This window comes from Deinococcus taeanensis (assembly GCF_020229735.1).
Classification (GTDB): Bacteria; Deinococcota; Deinococci; order Deinococcales; family Deinococcaceae; genus Deinococcus; species Deinococcus taeanensis.
In genome coordinates this window covers 1,647,129-1,662,921 of sequence record NZ_CP083455.1, presented here as the reverse complement: position 1 = coordinate 1,662,921, position 15,793 = coordinate 1,647,129, and the positions used below count along the sequence as shown (strand labels likewise).

The following is a 15,793-nucleotide window of genomic DNA, read 5'->3' as shown; positions in this document are numbered from 1 at the left end:
ATGCTGCAGGTATGTCCACACCCCCACGTGCGCTCCGCAAACCCACTGTGCACGACCTGCATGGCCACCAGCGGCCCGACGACTACCACTGGCTGAAAACGCAGGGCAAACGCGACCCGGAGGTCCTGGCGTACCTGACGGCCGAGAATGAGCACCTGGCGCAGGTGATGGGCACGCTGCGGGCCGAGCAGCAGGCCATCTATCAGGAGCTGCTCTCGCACGTGCAGGAACGTGACGACCAGCCGGAAGTCACGCGCGGCGGGTACGCGTACTTCACGCGCACCGTGGAAGGTCAGGCGCACGCCATCTACATGCGCCGCCCGCTGACCGGCAGCCCCGGCGCCCCAGAAGCGGAGGAGACCCTGCTGGATCTCAATGCCCTGAAGGCAACCGAAGGGCTGGACAACGTGTGGGTGTCGCACACGGCGCCCAGCCCGGACGGCCGCCGCTGGGCCTTCCTGCTCGACACCACCGGACAGGAAATCTGGGAACTGCGCGTTCTGGACACCCAAACCGGCACACTGGCCGAACCGGCCCTGAGCGGCCTGGGCGGCTGGGTGCTGGGCTGGAGTGCAGACGGCGCGGCCCTGTACTACTCCACGGATGACGCCACGCAGCGGTCCTGGCAGGTCTGGCGGCACACGCTCGGTCAGCCGCAGGCGAACGACGAACTGCTGTTCCAGGAGAACGACCCTACCTTCCGCGTGGGCGCGTTCGTGACCGAGAACGGCGCCACCCTGCTGATCGGCAGCAGCAGCAACATGGCCACTGAATGGTGGGCGCTGAGCACGCATGACCCTCAGGCGCGCCCCGCGCTGCTTCTCGGGCGGGAACGCGGCACGGAAGTGCCGGCCCTCACGGACGGCGGAGATCACTGGCTGGCCCTGACCAACCAGGGCGGCGCCAGTGAATTCAGACTCGTGCGCCTGAACAAACGCCCGGACGGACAGCCGCTCGCGTGGGCGGACGCCGCCGAGGTGCTGCCCTACACCCTGGCCCGGTACCTGACCGGCATGCGCCTGTTCAGCGGGCACCTGCTGCTCGCCGGCCGGGAAGGGGGCTTCACGCGCCTGTGGGTGCTGCCACGCAACGACGCCGGGTACGGCCAGGCGCGGCCGGTGTCGTTCCCGGAATCCAGTTGCACCGTCCGCATCGGCCCGAACCACGTGTTCACGGCCGGCGCCGCCCGCATCACGTACACCAGCCTCACCCGCCCCCTGGAGCACCTCGACCTGCACCTGGACGCGCTGACCACCACGCTGGTGAAAGTCACCCCCGTCCCTGACTACGACCCGGCCCTGTACGTCAGTGAGCAGCGCTGGGTGACCGCGCCGGACGGCGAGCAGGTGCCGGTCAGCCTGCTGCGCCGCCACGACACGCTGCTGCCCGCCCCGACCCTGCTGTACGGGTACGGCAGTTACGGGATGAGCATGGACCCCGCCTTCTCGTTCACGCGCCTGCCACTCGTGGACCGCGGTTGGGTGTGGGCCATCGCGCACATCCGCGGCGGGTCCGAGCAGGGCCGCCGCTGGTACGACGCCGGGCGCCTGGAACGCAAGATGAACACCTTCACGGACTTCATCGCGGCCGGAGAGGCCCTGCGGGGCGCGGGCGTGGCGCGCGAACTGGTCGCCATGGGCCGCAGCGCCGGCGGACTCCTGATGGGCGCCGCAGTGAATCTCCGCCCGGACCTGTGGACGGCCGCGTTCGTGGGCGTGCCGTTCGTGGACGTGCTGAGCACCATGCTGGACGACAGCATTCCCCTGACCACCGCCGAGTACGACGAGTGGGGCAACCCCAACCACGCCGGGCAGTACGCGGTCATGGCGCAGTACAGCCCCTACGACAACCTGAAATCCGCGCGCTACCCGCACCTGTTTGTCAGCACCGGCCTGAACGACCCGCGCGTCGCGTACTGGGAGCCCGCCAAGTACGCCGCACGCCTGCGGGACCTCGCGCAGCCCGGCAGCGGCACCATCGTCCTGAAAACCATCATGGGCGCCGGACACGGCGGCTCCAGCAGCCGTTACGAGTCGCTGAACGAACTGGCCGAGGAATACGCCTTCGCGCTGGCCGCCGTGGACGGCCGGCTGAGCCGCCAGTGATCGTCCGCGGCACCGACCTGCACGTCGAGCAGCGCGGTCACGGCCACCCGCTGGTGATGCTGCACGGCCTGGGCAGCCACAGCGGCTGGATGGCGCGCGACATTGCTCATTGCGCCCACCGGCGGCGCGTGGTGGCGATAGACAGCCGCGGGCACGGCCGCTCGGCCCGCCCGGCGCACTTCACACTGAACGATCACGTGCAGGACGTGCTGGGGGTCATGGACGCCCTGAACCTGGAGCGCACGGACCTGATGGGCACCTCCATGGGCAGTTACGTGGCGCAGGCGCTCGCCGCCGCGCACCCGGACCGGATCACGCGCCTGATCCTGGTCGTGCCGAAAGCCAGCGGGCGCACGAGCGGCACCGCGGCCCTGATGGCCGCGCACGCGCACGCCCTGCGGGATCTCAGCCCGCAGGACGCCCAGGCGTACCTGCTTGACCTGATGTTCGCCCCGGCCACCTCCCCGGCCATCCGGTCGGACGTGGCCCGCCTGGCGGCGCAGGACCAGGCGGACGGGCTGGCGCAGACACCTGAGCAGGCCGAAGCGGCCCGCCGCGCCCTGGAGAACTTTGATGTCCGGCCCGGCCTGGGCCGCGTGCAGGCGCCCGCGCTGATCATCAGCGGGCAGCACGACCCGCTGAACCCACCTGCCGCCGGAGAGGAAATCGCCCGGCTGCTGCCGAACGCGCAGCAGGTGGTCCTGTCAGGCAGCGGGCACTTCCCGGGCGTGGAGGAACGCGGCCGGTACCTCGCCGTGATCGATGCGTTCCTGACCGCGCTGCCCGCCTGAAGCGCGCACGACTGGTCTAGACTCGGTTCATGGAACACGAGTCCTGGAAGGTGCCGGGCGCCCCGGTCGAAGGCTACGTCTGGCCCGCCCCGGCCCCCCGCGCCGCCGTGCTGCTTGCACACGGCTTCGGAGAGTACGCGCACCGCTACGTGGACCGCTATCACCGCCTGATTCCCACCCTCGTGGAGGCCGGGTACACCGTACACGCCTACGATCACCGCAGTCACGGCCGCTCCGGTGGCCGGCCGGCCGTGGCGGACATGCGCCAGCTCGTCGAGGATCATCTCGCCGCGCGCGAGGCCCTGCGCGCCCAGCCGCTGCCGGTGTTCGCGCTGGGTCACTCCATGGGCGGCCTCGTCACGGCGGCCAGTGCCACCCGCGACCCGCGCGGCCTGAGCGGCGTGATCCTGTCCAGCCCCGCGCTGCTAGTCGGGGAGAACGAACCCCGGTGGCTCAGGGCGCTGGCGCCGGTCATTGCGCGCGTCGCGCCGGGCCTGAACACCACCAAACTGGGCACCAGCGGACTGTCCCGCCTGACCGACGAGGTCGCCGCATATGAGGCCGACACCGTCATGTACCACGGCAGCGTGCCCGCCCTGACGGCCGCGAGCATGCTGACCCTCAGCGCCGCCCTCTGGCCCACATACGCCCGCTGGACCCTGCCCACCCTGACCATTCACGGCACGGCCGACCGGATCACCGACCCGCGCGGCAGCGAACGCTTCCACGCGGCCATCGCCTCCGGTGACAAGACGCTGCGCACCTTCGAGGGCGGATACCATGAACTCCTGAACGACGAACCACGCGAAGAGGCGCGCCAGATCCTGATCGACTGGCTGCGCGACCACACCGCCTGATAACCGCAGGGGGCGCGGGCATTGTGCTTCCCGCGCCCCCTGCTGCGCCGCGCGTCAGCCCAGGCCCAGGCTGATGAATTTCGTTTCCAGGTACTCGTCCAGGCCCCAGTGCCCCCCCTCACGGCCCACCCCACTGTTCTTCATGCCGCCGAAGGGAATATGCGGCGCAGCGGCGCTGGGCACCCCGTCGTTGATCCCCACGATGCCGTACTCCAGCGCCTCGGCCACGCGGAACGCGCGCCCCAGGTCCCGGGTGTACGCGTACGCCGCCAGGCCGTACTCACTGTCATTCGCGAGGCGCAGGCCTTCTTCCTCAGTGTCGAAGATCACCACCGGCGCCACCGGGCCGAAGGTCTCCTCGCGCAGGATCACGCTGTCCGGGTGCACGTTCGTCAGGACCGTCGGCTGGAAGTACAGGCCGCCCGCGTCCTGCCCACCCGTGGTGGCGGTCGCGCCGCGGTTCAGGGCGTCCTGAACCTGCGCGCGGATCTTGTCCAGCCCCGCCTGCTCCACCACCGGACCAACCTGCGTGCTGTCCAGCAGTGGGTCGCCCAGCGTCAGTGCCGCCGCCTGCTGCGTGAGCAGCTCCGTGAACGCCCCGGCCACGGCGCGCTGCACATACACGCGGTTCGTGCACACGCAGGTCTGCCCGGCATTACGGAACTTGCTGGCGACCACTTCCCGCGCGGCGCGCTCCAGATCCGCGTCCTCGAACACCAGGAACGGGGCGTGCCCGCCCAGTTCCAGGCTCACGCGCTTGATGCCGCGCGCCGCCTGCTCGTAGAGCAACCGGCCCACCTCGGTGCTGCCGGTGAAGGTCAGTTTCCGCACCCGGTCGTCGTCCATCATGGGGCGCGTCAGGGCTGCGGCGTCGTTGGTCGGCAGCACCTGCAGGGTGTTGGCAGGCCCGCCTGCCTCCAGCCACAGTTCGGCGAGATACAGCGCCGTCATGGGACTCAGTTCGGCCGGTTTGAGGATCATTACGCAGCCGGCCGCCAGGGCGGGCGCGGCCTTGCGGGTGATCATGCCCGCCGGGAAGTTCCACGGCGTGACGGCGTACACGATGCCCACCGGCTCCTGGGTGGTCAGGCCGCGCTTGTGCTCGAAGCGCAGACTGACGCGCTCCCCGGCAATCCGGCCGGCCTCCTCGGCGCACCACTCCACGAAACTTCCGGCGTAGTGCACCTCGCCGCGCGTCTCGGTGATGGGCTTGCCCATCTCCAGGGTCATCAGGCGCGCCAGGGGTTCCTTGTGTTCCAGCATCAGGTTGTACCAGCGGCGCAGGATCAGGCCCCGCTTGTACGGGTTCACGCGCCGCCACTCGCGCAGGGCGCGCTCAGCGGCGTCGATGGCCCGCCGCGCGTCGTCGGGCGTGCAGTCGGCCACCGCACCGATGGGTTCGCCGTTGCCGGGGTGGGTCACGGTGAAGGTGCGGGGCGTGTCGCGCCACGCCCCGTCGAAGTAAGCGCGGGACCGGGTGACAGGATCGTTAAGCAGGGTGGTCATGGTTCCTCCTGGAGAAAACGGGCGTGGGGGCAGGGCCGGGGTCAGTTTCCCCCGCTCTGCCCTCAGGTGGCGAGTGCCGGTTCAGTCAGCCGGGACGTGCCCCCGGCCCGGCGGTCAGTCGGCGGCGCTGCCCCGCATGCTGGCCGCCGGCGCCTGCGGCACGCCGTCACGCACGCTGGCGTGAATGCCGAAGTCCTGCGCGATCAGCCGGGCGGTCATCTTCGCGGACATCATCACGCTGGGCGTTCCGCCGCCCGGCTGCGCGCCTGCGCCCACCAGGTACAGGTTGCGGATATCCTCGCTGCGGTTGTGCGGCCGGAAGTACGCACTCTGCGCCAGGACCGGTTCCGGCCCGAACGCGTTGCCCAGATAGGAGTCGAGCGTCCCGGCAAAGTAGTCGGGTGTGATGAATTCACTGTGCGTCAGGCGGGCCCGCAGGTCCGGGATGTACCCCCGCTCCTCCAGGAAGGCGTACACGCGGTCCACGAGCTTCGGGCCCTGCACGCTCCAGTCGATGCCGCTGGCGTTGTGCGGCACAGGAATCAGGGTGTACGCCGCGTGGTGCCCCTCGGGGGCCAGGCCGGGGTCCGTCAGCGTGGGCACGTGCAGGTACTGACTGAAATCCGCGCCGAGCACCTTGCGCCCGAAGATCTCCGTGAGCAGCGCCTCATAACGCGGCCCCAGGATGATGTTGTGATGCCGCAGGTTCAGGTCCCGCCCGTCCCGGCGGAACCCGAAGTAGATCACCAGCAGGCTCATGCTCTGCCGCGCGGCCTTCACGCGCACGTCCGAGTTCACGAGGCGCGCCGCAGCCGGAACGCGTTTCAGGTACGTGTTCGCCCAGTCGCCGTTGCTGACCACGATATCCGCGTGCAGCACTTCTCCGTTCTCCAGCCGCGCGCCCCGCGCCACGCGCCGCCCGCCGGGCCGGCGCACCGGCCGGCCCCGGTCATCCGTGACCAGGATCTCCTCAATCCCGGCCTTCAGGCGCAGCGTTCCGCCCAGTTCCTTGAACTTGCGCACAAAGGCGTCCACCAGGGCGCCGGTCCCGCCCAGGGCGTAGTGAATGCCCCAGGTTTTCTCGACGAAGTGAATCATGGCGTAGATGGCCGGGACGCTCAGGGGGTTGCCGCCCACCAGCAGGGTCTCGAAGGAGAACACCTGCTGCATCTTGGGATTCGTGAAGTACTTCCGGGTGAACGAGAACAGCGTCCGCACGGCGTCCAGGCGCATCAGGTCCGGCACCACGCGGAGCATGGTCGCCATGTCCCCGAAGTGGGTGTACCCCAGCTCCAGAAACCCCCGCTCGAAGATCGCCTGGGCGTCCGCGTGGAAGCGTTCGTACCCGGCGAGGTCCTCCGGCGCGAGGGCCGCGATCTGCCGGCGGGTGCTGAGCGGGTCGCCGTCGTAATCGAAGAAGGTGCCGTCATCAAAGTAGATCCGGTAGAACGGCAGGATCGGGACGAGTTTCACGTACGCCTGCGTGCGCGGCCCGCCACTGTCCCCCTCACGGACCCGGGCGTCCGGGGCGAGCACGTGCGGCGGGTAGTCGGCCTCGGCCAGCATGCCGCAGTCGCGTTCCAGCGCGAACAGTTCCTCGATGAAGTGCGGCACGGTGATCACCGTGGGGCCCATATCGAACACGTACCCGTCCTCGGTGCGTTTCTGGTACGCGCGTCCGCCCGGCTGGTCGAGGCGTTCCAGGATGGTCGTGTCGAACCCCAGGGACTGCAGGCGGATGCCCAGGGACAGTCCGCCGATCCCGGCCCCGATAATCAGGGCCGTCTTGCGGCGTGCCGGGGAACCGGGCGCAGGGCGAGGGGAAGCGGATGGGGCGTCAGGCGTCATTCGTCAGGGTCCTCCCGCCGCCCGGCTGTCGGGCAGCGCAGTGGTGCGTGAAGGTGGTCAGGAAAGGGACGCCGGGACCGAGCGCAGTTCCCACCACGCGCGGGGCAGCATCAGCAGTTTGCGGGTGCCGCTCACGTAGGCCCGGCGGCCGAAATTGTCGAAATCGTTGCGGGCCAGGTCATCCAGAATGCCCTCGTAGGCGCGCGCCGCGGCCGCCACGGCCAGCCGGGCGCTGCCGTGCAGGCAGGGAATGCCGCGCCGCCCCTCGGCGTACCACTCGCGGGCCAGGGCGGTCAGGTCCTGCATCAGCGCGCGGTACGCGGCCGTGACCACGCCCCGCTCCAGGTCCGCGCGGCTCACGCCGTACTCGCCCAGCAGGTCAGCCGGCAGGTACACCCGTCCGCGCGTGAGGTCCTCGCCCACATCCCGCAGGATGTTCGTCAGCTGCATGGCCTGCCCCAGCATCAGGGCGCAGCGCAGCGTCGACTCGCCGCCGCTGTACCCGCTGACCGGCGCGATCATGAACCCCACCACGCCCGCCACACGCCGGCAGTACAGCGTGAGGTCCGCCATGGTGCAGTACTCAAACCCACCCAGGTCCATGCGCAGACCCTCGTGCAGTTCCTCGAACGCAGATAGGGGAATGGGATAGCTGCTCGCCGCCCACGCCAGTGCCACATCAATGGGGTGCTCGCCGGGCCGCCCCGCGAACGCCGCCTGCACGCGCGACCACCAGCAGTCCAGCCCGGCGTGAGCGGCAGTGTCACCGCGCTCGTCCACCGTGTCATCCCCATCGCGGCACGCGGCGTACACCGCCCACACGGCCCGCCGCTGCGCCGCCGGGAAGAACCGCGAGCCCAGATAGAAGGTCTTGCTGTGCTGCCGCGTCACGTCCTGACAGTGCGCCACGGCCCGGTCCAGGCCAGAAGGAGAAGCGGAAGTGAAGGTCAGGTCAGTCACAGTGGATTCCTTATGCGCCGAGTGTAGGGGTGACCTGCAGGGGAAACGTCACGGATTGTTACAGAGTTGCCCGGGGTGCACCGTGTCCCAGACCCCGCCGCGCACGGTCAGGCCGGGCCTCACGCGCCCCGCACGAACTGCTCGAACTGCACCGCGCCCACACCCAGCGCAGCCGTCCGGCGCAGGCCCGGCAGGTGCCGCTGCACCCACCCGGGGTCCGGGAAGGTCAGGCCGCCCAGCGCAGGCACACCCAGCAGCGCCTGAACGGGACCGGCCGTGCGGCGCAGGTACATCAGCCACACCTGCCCGCCCGGCCGGGTCAGGCGCGCCACCTCACGCAGCAGCCGGGCGGGGTCGTGCGTCTCATTCAGCGTGGCCCCCACGGTCACGCCGTCAAAAGAGGCGTCCGGCAGCCCGCTGACTTCCACGTTCATCCGCGTCCAGGTGATCGCCGGGGACGGTTCGCGCCTCGCCGCCTCACTCAGCATCGGCCCACTCAGGTCCGCGGCCACCACCCGCGCGCCGCAGCGCGCCAGCGCGCCTGCGTAGAACCCGGTGCTGGTGCCCACGTCCAGCCACAGCTCCCCAGGGACCGGCCGGCACAGCGCCCGGAACAGCCGCTCCTCCCGCGCCAGGGGAAAGGCACCCGCGCCCAGCAGCGACAGCGACCGCGCCCGCCACCAGCTGTAACCCCGCGCCGTGAACGGCAGCAGGTTGCTGCGCTGCGCGGCCGTGATGGATGGGCCGGAATTCAGGTTTTCTTGGTGCGGAGCAGCAGGGGGCACAGCGTTCATTATGCTGTGGGCATCCGACCCCATTTCGTGAGGGTTCACCCGGAGGGAAGTATGGAAGAACGCAAGAGTATGGGGGGGGCGCTCGTCGACGTGTTCGACGCCGCCATGACCCTCGTGAAATCCGAGATCAGCGCCGTGGCCCGCAAGGCCGGGCAGATCGCCAAAGCCAAGGGGATCGGGGCGGTCCTCCTGCTGGCCGCCACCGGACCGCTGATTCTGGGCCTGATCTTCATCATCCTCGCCGTCTTCTACGGCCTGATGCGCCTGGGGCTGGGCGCCTGGGCCGCCGCCCTGATCATCGCGCTGCTGAGCTTCGCCGTGACCGGCCTGCTGGTCATGCTGGGCCTCAAGAAACTCAGCGCTGAGGTCGACATGAACGAGCCGCGCCGCCGCCGCGACAGCCTCGACCAGGACACCGCCCCGGCATCCCCCACGGGCAGCCCCGCCCCGGGCACCACCGGCGCTGCAACGACAGTTCCGGCCGCGGGCGCCACCCACGACCCGGCGCGCACGCCCGTCACCGGCAGCAAAGCCGACATTGACGCCTTCAACCCCGCCGGCCCCCGCGTTGAACTTGGCCGTGACGCCCAGACGCACGCCGCCGGCGAGACCCGCGTGGTCAGCGAACGCCCCGGCGTCGCCACCGTCCGCATCGAGCACGGCACCACCACCGTGCCCGTGTACGAAAGCAAACCCGGCGGTGAACCAGCCCACCACAGCAGCGGCCTGAACAAGGAACTCACCGGGCACGAGCAGGACCATGGGCACCACCACGACCCCAACCTGAGAGAACCTGTGGTTCTCAAGGACGCGCCCGGCATTCCGGTGAGCACCACGCCCACCTACAAGGACGATTACAAGAAGGGGGAGAGCTGATGGCCGAATACCTCACCGAGCGTGAAGAAGCCCGCGAGCGCCTCAAGGCCAGCGTGGACGCCCTCGCCCACCAGGCAAACCTGCAGGTGCAGCTGCAGAAGGACCCTCTCAAAATGCTGGGCGGCGCGTCGGCCGTGGGCGCTGTGATCGGCCTCGTCATGGGCCGCCAATTCCGCCGCACCCGCAAGGTGTACGTGGATGCCCAGAGTCCCGTCAAGCACCAGAAAGCCCTGCTCAAGGCGCAGAAAAGCCACAAGGGCGGCGGCGTGGGGGGCGCGCTGGTCGCCACACTCGGCACCCTGGCTGTGAAGACCGTCATGGATAAGGTGGTCACGCCCCGCCTGGAAGGGCTCGCCGACCAGCTGCTCGACAAGGCGGGGCAGCCCCGCGACCCGCGTGCCGCGCAGCAGCCAGCCCAGAAGCCCGGTGGCGTCGGTGCGTTTGTGCGGTCCGCACCGGCCCTCGCCGCGCCCGCAACGGCCGCGCAGAGCTACGCCCAGCAGGCTCCCGCCGAAGGCAGCAGCCCGCCCGCCGCGCCGACCACACCCGTCAGCACAGTGGAAGCCAAAGCGCAGGGCAGCGTCATCCGCCCGGACGAGATGATCAACCCCAACAGCCGCTGAGCGGACCAGCACTTCCCGGCAGCCCACCCGCAAAAGGTGGGCTGCTTTTTGATACGCCCTGATCAGGAATGCTAGCCTGCGGCCTATGACCGCCACCCGCAGCACCCGCCAGCGCGACGTGATCGCCCGCGTCCTGCAGGACGCCGAGGGCCCACTTGGCGTCGCGGACGTGCTCGACCGGGCCCGCAGTGACCTCCCGGCACTCGGAGTCGCCACCGTGTACCGCACCCTGAAACTCCTCACTGAACAGGGAAGAATCCACCCTGTTACCCTGGACGGCGAAACCCGCTACGAAACGAGTGGCCGGGGTCATCATCATCATTTTGCCTGCACCCGCTGCAGCCGCGTGTTTACGCTGCACACCTGCCCAGTGGCGCTGCCCAGCGGCACGGTGTATCCAGGAGGATTCATCGTCGAAGCGCACGAAGTCACCCTGTACGGTCAGTGCCCCGAGTGCGCCGCGCAGACCGCCTGAACGTCATCGCAGGGTAAATCAGGAGAGGAGGAGCCCGGTTTTACCTTAGGCTCCTCCTCTCTGTCTTCCGCAGATTATTTCTGTAGGCGCAGGCGGCGCTGCTGCGGGGTCTCCTCAGGGAACACCACCAGACCGGTCTGGGCCTTGAAGGTCGGACTGAACCGCGCCTTTTGCGTGGGTTTCACACTCAGGTTCTCAAGGCCGTTCAGGTTCTCGTACCAGCGGTATGCCTCCACCGGTACGCCGGCCGTTTTCGCAGCGTTCAGCACGCTGCGGTACCCCTCGTGCGCCAGTTGCGCGGCGCCCAGGTAATCCATGGCGTCATACCTTGCTTTTGCCTGCGCGAAGCGCGTGTCGGCACTTACTGCAGCGCTCCTGACGCTGCTCGCTTTCTGGGCGCGGCGCACGAGCTCCAGCACGGCGTTCGTGTTATTCAGATACGCAGCCGTCAGGTACCGGTACTGGCTGTCCAGGTTAAACTGCCCGAACGTGCGGGACAGATCGTTGTACGACATGATGGTCGCGCTCTGGTCACCGGTGTTCACGAAGTAGAAGTTACCGCTGGGTCCGTAGGAAATATTCTGCTCGCTGTCGTACCCATCGTGCGGGTGGGACAGGCTCAGGTGGTGCCCGACCTCATGCACGGTGGTGTCGGTAAAGCCGTACCCGGCGTCAATCAGGTCAGGCGTGATAAACGAGTACACGAAACTCTGCGTGCCTGTCTCACCGTCATCGTACGCGACCCCCAGCAGGCCACCCTGACTGTTCTGGTTGTCGTTGAAGGCGTAGATCGGGAGCTGATAGCGGTTGCCGGGCGTGGTCTTGTAGGTTTCACGCAGCTCCTTCACGCCGAACTGGAACAGCTTCTCCCCACTGAAGTCCGCGTAGTCCGGAGAGCAGATGTCCTCCGCCTCAACCGGGAAGAAGCACTTGTACACGTCCGCCAGGTCCCCGTCCAGCGCCGTCTGACGGAGCGTGTTGCTGAATTTCGTGAACGGCTGCAGCACCGACACGCGGCTCTGCACCAGCTCCGGCTTCAGCACCTTGGCGGGCTCCACGGCCCCTTCGCCCTGTTCAACGTGCACATCCAGGTTGATCTCCTCGGGCAGATGCGGTGGTGTGAGTGCCGCGCGGTAGATGGGGCTGGGCGTGAACAGCAGGTTGATAGCGGTGTAACGCGCCACAAGAGCCAGGTCGGGGCTGACCTTGCGGCCATACCCGATGCTGGCCTTGCGGGTGCCGTACTCCCAGATGGGAGGCATGCGGTAGTCGGCTTCTTTGTCACCGTCCACATCGGAGTTCGTGACGTCGTACGCGTTGGTCCACGGATCCGGGTTGGCGGACAGGTCGTAGAACCACACGCGCTGCGCCGGGACACTCGGGCGGGTACTGCCGCCCCACGCGATCAGCCGGCGACTTCCACGGGCGCCAAACTTGATGCCTGTGTCGGTGTCGGCGGCGTCCGCGCGGGTGTAACTGTGGAACTTGAAGTCAGGCCGGTCAAACCAGTTCACAAAGTAGATGGTGTACTCGCCGGGTTTGACACCCACGCGGCTGACGTTGTCGGCCAGCCAGTTCTCGGTCTGGAGGGCGTCGATCTCGTAATTGTCCGTAATGACCCGGTTGATGTTTGTTGCGGGGGTCTCACAGTCGGCCAGCCCCGTGGCGGGGTCCGTACTCTGGCAGTTGTAGATGTTCTGCTGAACGGTCAGGGGCCTTTGCTTGGCATTGGCCGACAAGTGACTGAAAAAGTCATTCTCGAAGCTCTGATCGGCGAACACGTAGTTGTACTCGAAGTCGAAGGCGTTTCCGGTAGGTTCGGTGCGGCCGTATGCGCTGGGAATGCGGTTCACTGCGGTGTACGTCTCGGGCAGCGTGGTCTGGAAGTCCTCGGTGCTGATCTGCCTGGCGGTGGGAATCTGCCCGGGTGAGGTCTGGCGGTATCCGACGAAGACGATGTTCACCTTGAGCTTCGTGCGGATGGTGTCCTGCGTGCCGGGTTTAAGCATCTGGAGGCGACCGAATTCGGTCTCGGTACCCGGCGTGGGGGTCGTGGGGGACGAGGTGCGGGTGCACCCGGCCAGCAGGGACGCGCCCAGCAGGGCCACAGCAATCGTGGTGTGACGCATGAATCTCCTGAGAAGTGAGACGAGAACGGTCTGCAGGCAGACCAGGGTGCAGGACAGTCAGCCCAGCCCCACATCATGTGGGGACTCACATGCAATCGGGATGACTCCCTCATCTTATGACACCCCTGGATGGGTGGTGGTGTGTATATTTCCTCACGCCTGTCTGGATGTTCCCTTGACCTCACTTCCGGCGGCACGTTAGGCTGCAAGGTAGCTCCTGCGTGGAGCGACCCACTTCAGAGCGCCCGAGAGACCTGGCTCGTTGACGGCGCGGCAACCGGACCTCATCACGTCACGGTGCCAAGGCCAGCCCCGACCGGCGGGTCGACGATGACCGCCACGGGGAGCAAGAGGGAAGGACACGCGGTTGAATCTTTTCAGCGCCCCTTCTCGCAGTTCAAGAGCAGGGGCGCGCGCATGTGGGCGTCCCGGATTCTCACCCCCGAGGAGGTGGCGTCATGGCGCACAGATTTGAAACGCTGCAGGTGCACGCCGGTCAGAAGCCCGATCCCGTCACGGGCGCGCAGCAGGTGCCGATCTACCCCACGAACAGTTACGTGTTCCAGTCGCCGGAGCACGCGGCGGACCTGTTCGGCCTGCGGCAGTTCGGGAACATCTACAGCCGCATCATGAACCCCACGAACGCCGTGTTCGAGGAGCGCCTGGCGGCGCTGGAGGGTGGCGTGGGAGCCCTGGCGGTCGCGAGCGGGCACGCGGCGCAGTTCCTGGCAATCACGAATGTCGCGCAGGCCGGGGACAACATCGTGTCCACGCCGAACCTGTACGGCGGCACCGTGAACCAGTTCCGCGTGACCCTGCAGCGTCTGGGCATCGAGGTGCGCTTCACCAGCCGTGAAGAGCGGCCCGAGGAGTTCGCGGCGCTGATCGACGACCGGACCCGCGCGGTGTACCTGGAGACGATCGGGAACCCGGCCCTGAACGTGCCGGACTTTGAGGCCATTGCGGCGGCCGCACACGCCCTTGGTGTGGCGGTGTTCGTGGACAACACCTTCGGCGCGGGAGGCTACTACTGCCAGCCCCTGCGGCACGGCGCCAACGTGGTGCTGCACTCGGCCAGCAAATGGATCGGCGGGCACGGCAACGGGATTGGCGGCGTGATCGTGGATGGCGGGAACTTCGACTGGGGCAACGGCCGCTACCCGCTGGTGACGGAACCCAGCCCCAGTTACCACGGCCTGAACTTCTGGGAAACGTTCGGGGAAGGCAATCCGCTTGGCCTGCCGAACGTGGCGTTCATCATCCGGGCGCGCACGGAGGGGCTGCGGGACCTGGGGCCCACGCTGGCGCCGCAGCAGGCGTGGCAGTTCCTGCAGGGTCTGGAGACCCTGAGTCTGCGCGCGGAGCGGCACGCCCAGAATGCGCAGGCGCTGGCGTCCTGGCTGGCCGCTCATCCGGACGTGAAACGCGTCACGTACCCGGGACTGAGCAATCACCCGCACTTCGACCGGGCGCAGCATTATCTGCCGCGAGGTGCGGGCGCCGTCCTGACCTTTGAACTCAAGGGCGGGCGCGAGGCGGGCGAAGCATTTATCCGTTCGGTGGCGCTCGCGCAGCACGTCGCGAACGTGGGGGACACCCGCACCCTGGTGATTCACCCGGCCAGCACCACCCACAGTCAGCTGCACGAGGACGGGCAGCGCGCCGCGGGCGTCACGCCGGGCCTGGTGAGGGTCTCGGTGGGCATCGAGCATATTGAGGACCTGCGGGAAGACTTTGCGCAGGCGCTGGCCGGCGCGCTGGTCGAGACGGGCGCCGAGGCCGGAGAGGACGCGTGACGGCTCTGACACACCCCGCCCCCACTTCGTTTCCCCTGTCGGCCGCCGAGGACGCCCCGGAGCGATGTCAGGCGCCCGCCCCGGCCCACCGGCTGCGGGTGGCGCGCCTGTTCCGGCAGGCGCCGCTGCTGCTGGACTGCGGCCTGCCGGTCAATGACGTGCGCCTCGCGTACCACACGTACGGCGCGCCGCAGCGCACGGCCACCCTCGTTCTGCACGCCCTGACCGGAACCAGCGCCGTGCATGAGTGGTGGGGGGACTTCCTGGGGGAGGGGCGGCCCCTGGACCCCACGCGGGACTTCATCATCTGCGCGAACGTGCTGGGGGGCTGCGCCGGCAGCAGCGGCCCCGCGGACCTGCCCACCCTGAACGGTCAGGACGCCCCCCTGACCCTGCGGGACATGGCCCGCGCGGGGCGCGCCCTGCTGGAGGAACTGGGCGTGAACCGCGTGCGGATTGTGGGCGGCAGCATGGGCGGCATGCTCGCGTACGCGTGGTTGCTGGAATGCCCGGATCTCGTGGAGCGCGCCGTGATCATCGGTGCGCCCACCCGCCACGCCCCCTGGGCAATCGGCCTGAATACGGCCGCGCGCAGCGCCATTCGCGCCGCGCCAGGCGGCGAGGGGCTGAAGGTGGCCCGGCAGATTGCCATGCTGTCCTACCGCAGTCCCGAGAGTTTCGCCGCCACGCAGTACGGCTTGCGGGCGCCCGGCGTTCCGGCGATCACGTCGTACCTGCATCATCACGGCGAGAAGCTTCACGCGCGGTTCTGCGAGCGGACGTACGTGACCCTGACGGCCGCCATGGACGCCTTCCAGCCGGGCGACGCAGAGCTGCGCACCATTCAGACGCCTGTGCTGGTGGTCGGGATCAGCAGTGACCAGCTGTACCCGGCCGCGGAGGTGCGGGCCAGCGCCGCGCTCCTGCCGAACGCCCGGTACTGGGAACTGAACAGCATTCACGGGCACGACGCGTTCCTGATGGACGCCGGTGAGCTGCCCGCGCAGGTGCAGCGCTTCCTGAACCCCTGAGG

At 68.6% G+C, this 15,793-nt stretch carries 13 protein-coding genes and 1 riboswitch; of the genes, 8 read left to right on the top strand and 5 right to left on the bottom strand.

Annotation, left to right across the window (positions count from 1 at the left end; genetic code table 11):
• The first annotated feature begins 11 nt into the window (after positions 1–11).
• The 3 genes from LAJ19_RS08040 to LAJ19_RS08030 are packed head-to-tail and all read left to right on the top strand — an operon-like array spanning position 12 to position 3,753.
• Positions 12–2,105, top strand: coding sequence for a S9 family peptidase (locus LAJ19_RS08040; RefSeq protein WP_225475258.1), 2,094 nt, complete (start codon positions 12–14; stop codon positions 2,103–2,105).
• Positions 2,102–2,896: an alpha/beta fold hydrolase gene (locus tag LAJ19_RS08035; RefSeq protein WP_225475257.1), complete on the top strand. Its 795-nt coding sequence runs from the start codon at positions 2,102–2,104 to the stop codon at positions 2,894–2,896. The genes LAJ19_RS08040 and LAJ19_RS08035 overlap by 4 nt, the downstream gene beginning before the upstream one ends.
• A 29-nt stretch (positions 2,897–2,925) precedes the next feature.
• Positions 2,926–3,753 (top strand): alpha/beta hydrolase, encoded by an 828-nt coding sequence (locus LAJ19_RS08030; protein WP_225475256.1) that lies wholly within the window; start codon positions 2,926–2,928, stop codon positions 3,751–3,753.
• 54 nt (positions 3,754–3,807) lie between these two features.
• On the opposite strand, the gene LAJ19_RS08025 is transcribed toward LAJ19_RS08030, so the two are convergent.
• The 4 genes from LAJ19_RS08025 to LAJ19_RS08010 form a co-directional block, all read right to left on the bottom strand.
• Positions 3,808–5,259 (bottom strand): NAD-dependent succinate-semialdehyde dehydrogenase, encoded by a 1,452-nt coding sequence (locus LAJ19_RS08025; protein ID WP_225475255.1) that lies wholly within the window; start codon positions 5,257–5,259, stop codon positions 3,808–3,810.
• A gap of 114 nt (positions 5,260–5,373) precedes the next feature.
• Complete coding sequence (crtI, locus tag LAJ19_RS08020) at positions 5,374–7,107, bottom strand: phytoene desaturase family protein (RefSeq protein WP_225475254.1); 1,734 nt, start codon at positions 7,105–7,107, stop codon at positions 5,374–5,376.
• A gap of 57 nt (positions 7,108–7,164) precedes the next feature.
• A complete protein-coding gene (locus LAJ19_RS08015) occupies positions 7,165–8,058 on the bottom strand; it encodes a phytoene/squalene synthase family protein (RefSeq protein WP_225523229.1) in 894 nt (297 codons plus the stop codon).
• 128 nt (positions 8,059–8,186) lie between these two features.
• Entirely contained in the window at positions 8,187–8,861 is a 675-nt protein-coding gene (locus tag LAJ19_RS08010) for a class I SAM-dependent methyltransferase (protein WP_225475253.1), read from the bottom strand.
• A gap of 51 nt (positions 8,862–8,912) precedes the next feature.
• On the opposite strand from LAJ19_RS08010, the gene LAJ19_RS08005 reads away from it, so the two are divergent.
• The 3 genes from LAJ19_RS08005 (at position 8,913) to LAJ19_RS07995 (ending at position 10,835) form a co-directional block, all read left to right on the top strand.
• Complete coding sequence (locus LAJ19_RS08005; protein ID WP_225475252.1) at positions 8,913–9,737, top strand: phage holin family protein; 825 nt, start codon at positions 8,913–8,915, stop codon at positions 9,735–9,737.
• Positions 9,737–10,360 carry a hypothetical protein gene (locus tag LAJ19_RS08000; protein WP_225475251.1) on the top strand — a complete coding sequence of 208 codons (624 nt, stop codon included), beginning with the start codon at positions 9,737–9,739 and terminating at the stop codon, positions 10,358–10,360. Before LAJ19_RS08005 ends, LAJ19_RS08000 begins: the two co-directional genes overlap by 1 nt.
• Before the next feature lie 85 nt (positions 10,361–10,445).
• The gene (locus tag LAJ19_RS07995) at positions 10,446–10,835 is read left to right on the top strand and encodes a Fur family transcriptional regulator (RefSeq protein ID WP_225475250.1); all 390 of its coding nucleotides are present in this window, start codon (positions 10,446–10,448) and stop codon (positions 10,833–10,835) included.
• Positions 10,836–10,909: 74 nt separating this feature from the next.
• On the opposite strand, the gene LAJ19_RS07990 is transcribed toward LAJ19_RS07995, so the two are convergent.
• Positions 10,910–12,964 (bottom strand): zinc metalloprotease, encoded by a 2,055-nt coding sequence (locus LAJ19_RS07990; protein ID WP_225475249.1) that lies wholly within the window; start codon positions 12,962–12,964, stop codon positions 10,910–10,912.
• A 228-nt stretch (positions 12,965–13,192) separates the two neighbouring features.
• Positions 13,193–13,290: riboswitch (SAM riboswitch) on the top strand.
• Positions 13,291–13,422: 132 nt separating this feature from the next.
• On the opposite strand from LAJ19_RS07990, the gene LAJ19_RS07985 reads away from it, so the two are divergent.
• Positions 13,423–14,760: an O-acetylhomoserine aminocarboxypropyltransferase/cysteine synthase family protein gene (locus tag LAJ19_RS07985; RefSeq protein WP_225475248.1), complete on the top strand. Its 1,338-nt coding sequence runs from the start codon at positions 13,423–13,425 to the stop codon at positions 14,758–14,760.
• Positions 14,757–15,791 (top strand): alpha/beta fold hydrolase, encoded by a 1,035-nt coding sequence (locus tag LAJ19_RS07980; RefSeq protein WP_432804200.1) that lies wholly within the window; start codon positions 14,757–14,759, stop codon positions 15,789–15,791. Before LAJ19_RS07985 ends, LAJ19_RS07980 begins: the two co-directional genes overlap by 4 nt.
• Positions 15,792–15,793: the final 2 nt, after the last annotated feature.

Bases quoted from the DNA above. Each gene is read 5' to 3' on its own strand.
- LAJ19_RS08040 (WP_225475258.1), top strand. From the start codon at position 12: ATGTCCACACCCCCACGTGCGCTCCGCAAACCCACTGTGCACGACCTG.
- LAJ19_RS08030 (WP_225475256.1), top strand. From the start codon at position 2,926: ATGGAACACGAGTCCTGGAAGGTGCCGGGCGCCCCGGTCGAAGGCTAC.
- LAJ19_RS08025 (WP_225475255.1), bottom strand. From the start codon at position 5,259: ATGACCACCCTGCTTAACGATCCTGTCACCCGGTCCCGCGCTTACTTC.
- crtI (WP_225475254.1), bottom strand. From the start codon at position 7,107: ATGACGCCTGACGCCCCATCCGCTTCCCCTCGCCCTGCGCCCGGTTCC.
- LAJ19_RS08010 (WP_225475253.1), bottom strand. From the start codon at position 8,861: ATGAACGCTGTGCCCCCTGCTGCTCCGCACCAAGAAAACCTGAATTCC.
- LAJ19_RS08005 (WP_225475252.1), top strand. From the start codon at position 8,913: ATGGAAGAACGCAAGAGTATGGGGGGGGCGCTCGTCGACGTGTTCGAC.
- LAJ19_RS08000 (WP_225475251.1), top strand. From the start codon at position 9,737: ATGGCCGAATACCTCACCGAGCGTGAAGAAGCCCGCGAGCGCCTCAAG.
- LAJ19_RS07995 (WP_225475250.1), top strand. From the start codon at position 10,446: ATGACCGCCACCCGCAGCACCCGCCAGCGCGACGTGATCGCCCGCGTC.
- LAJ19_RS07990 (WP_225475249.1), bottom strand. From the start codon at position 12,964: ATGCGTCACACCACGATTGCTGTGGCCCTGCTGGGCGCGTCCCTGCTG.
- LAJ19_RS07985 (WP_225475248.1), top strand. From the start codon at position 13,423: ATGGCGCACAGATTTGAAACGCTGCAGGTGCACGCCGGTCAGAAGCCC.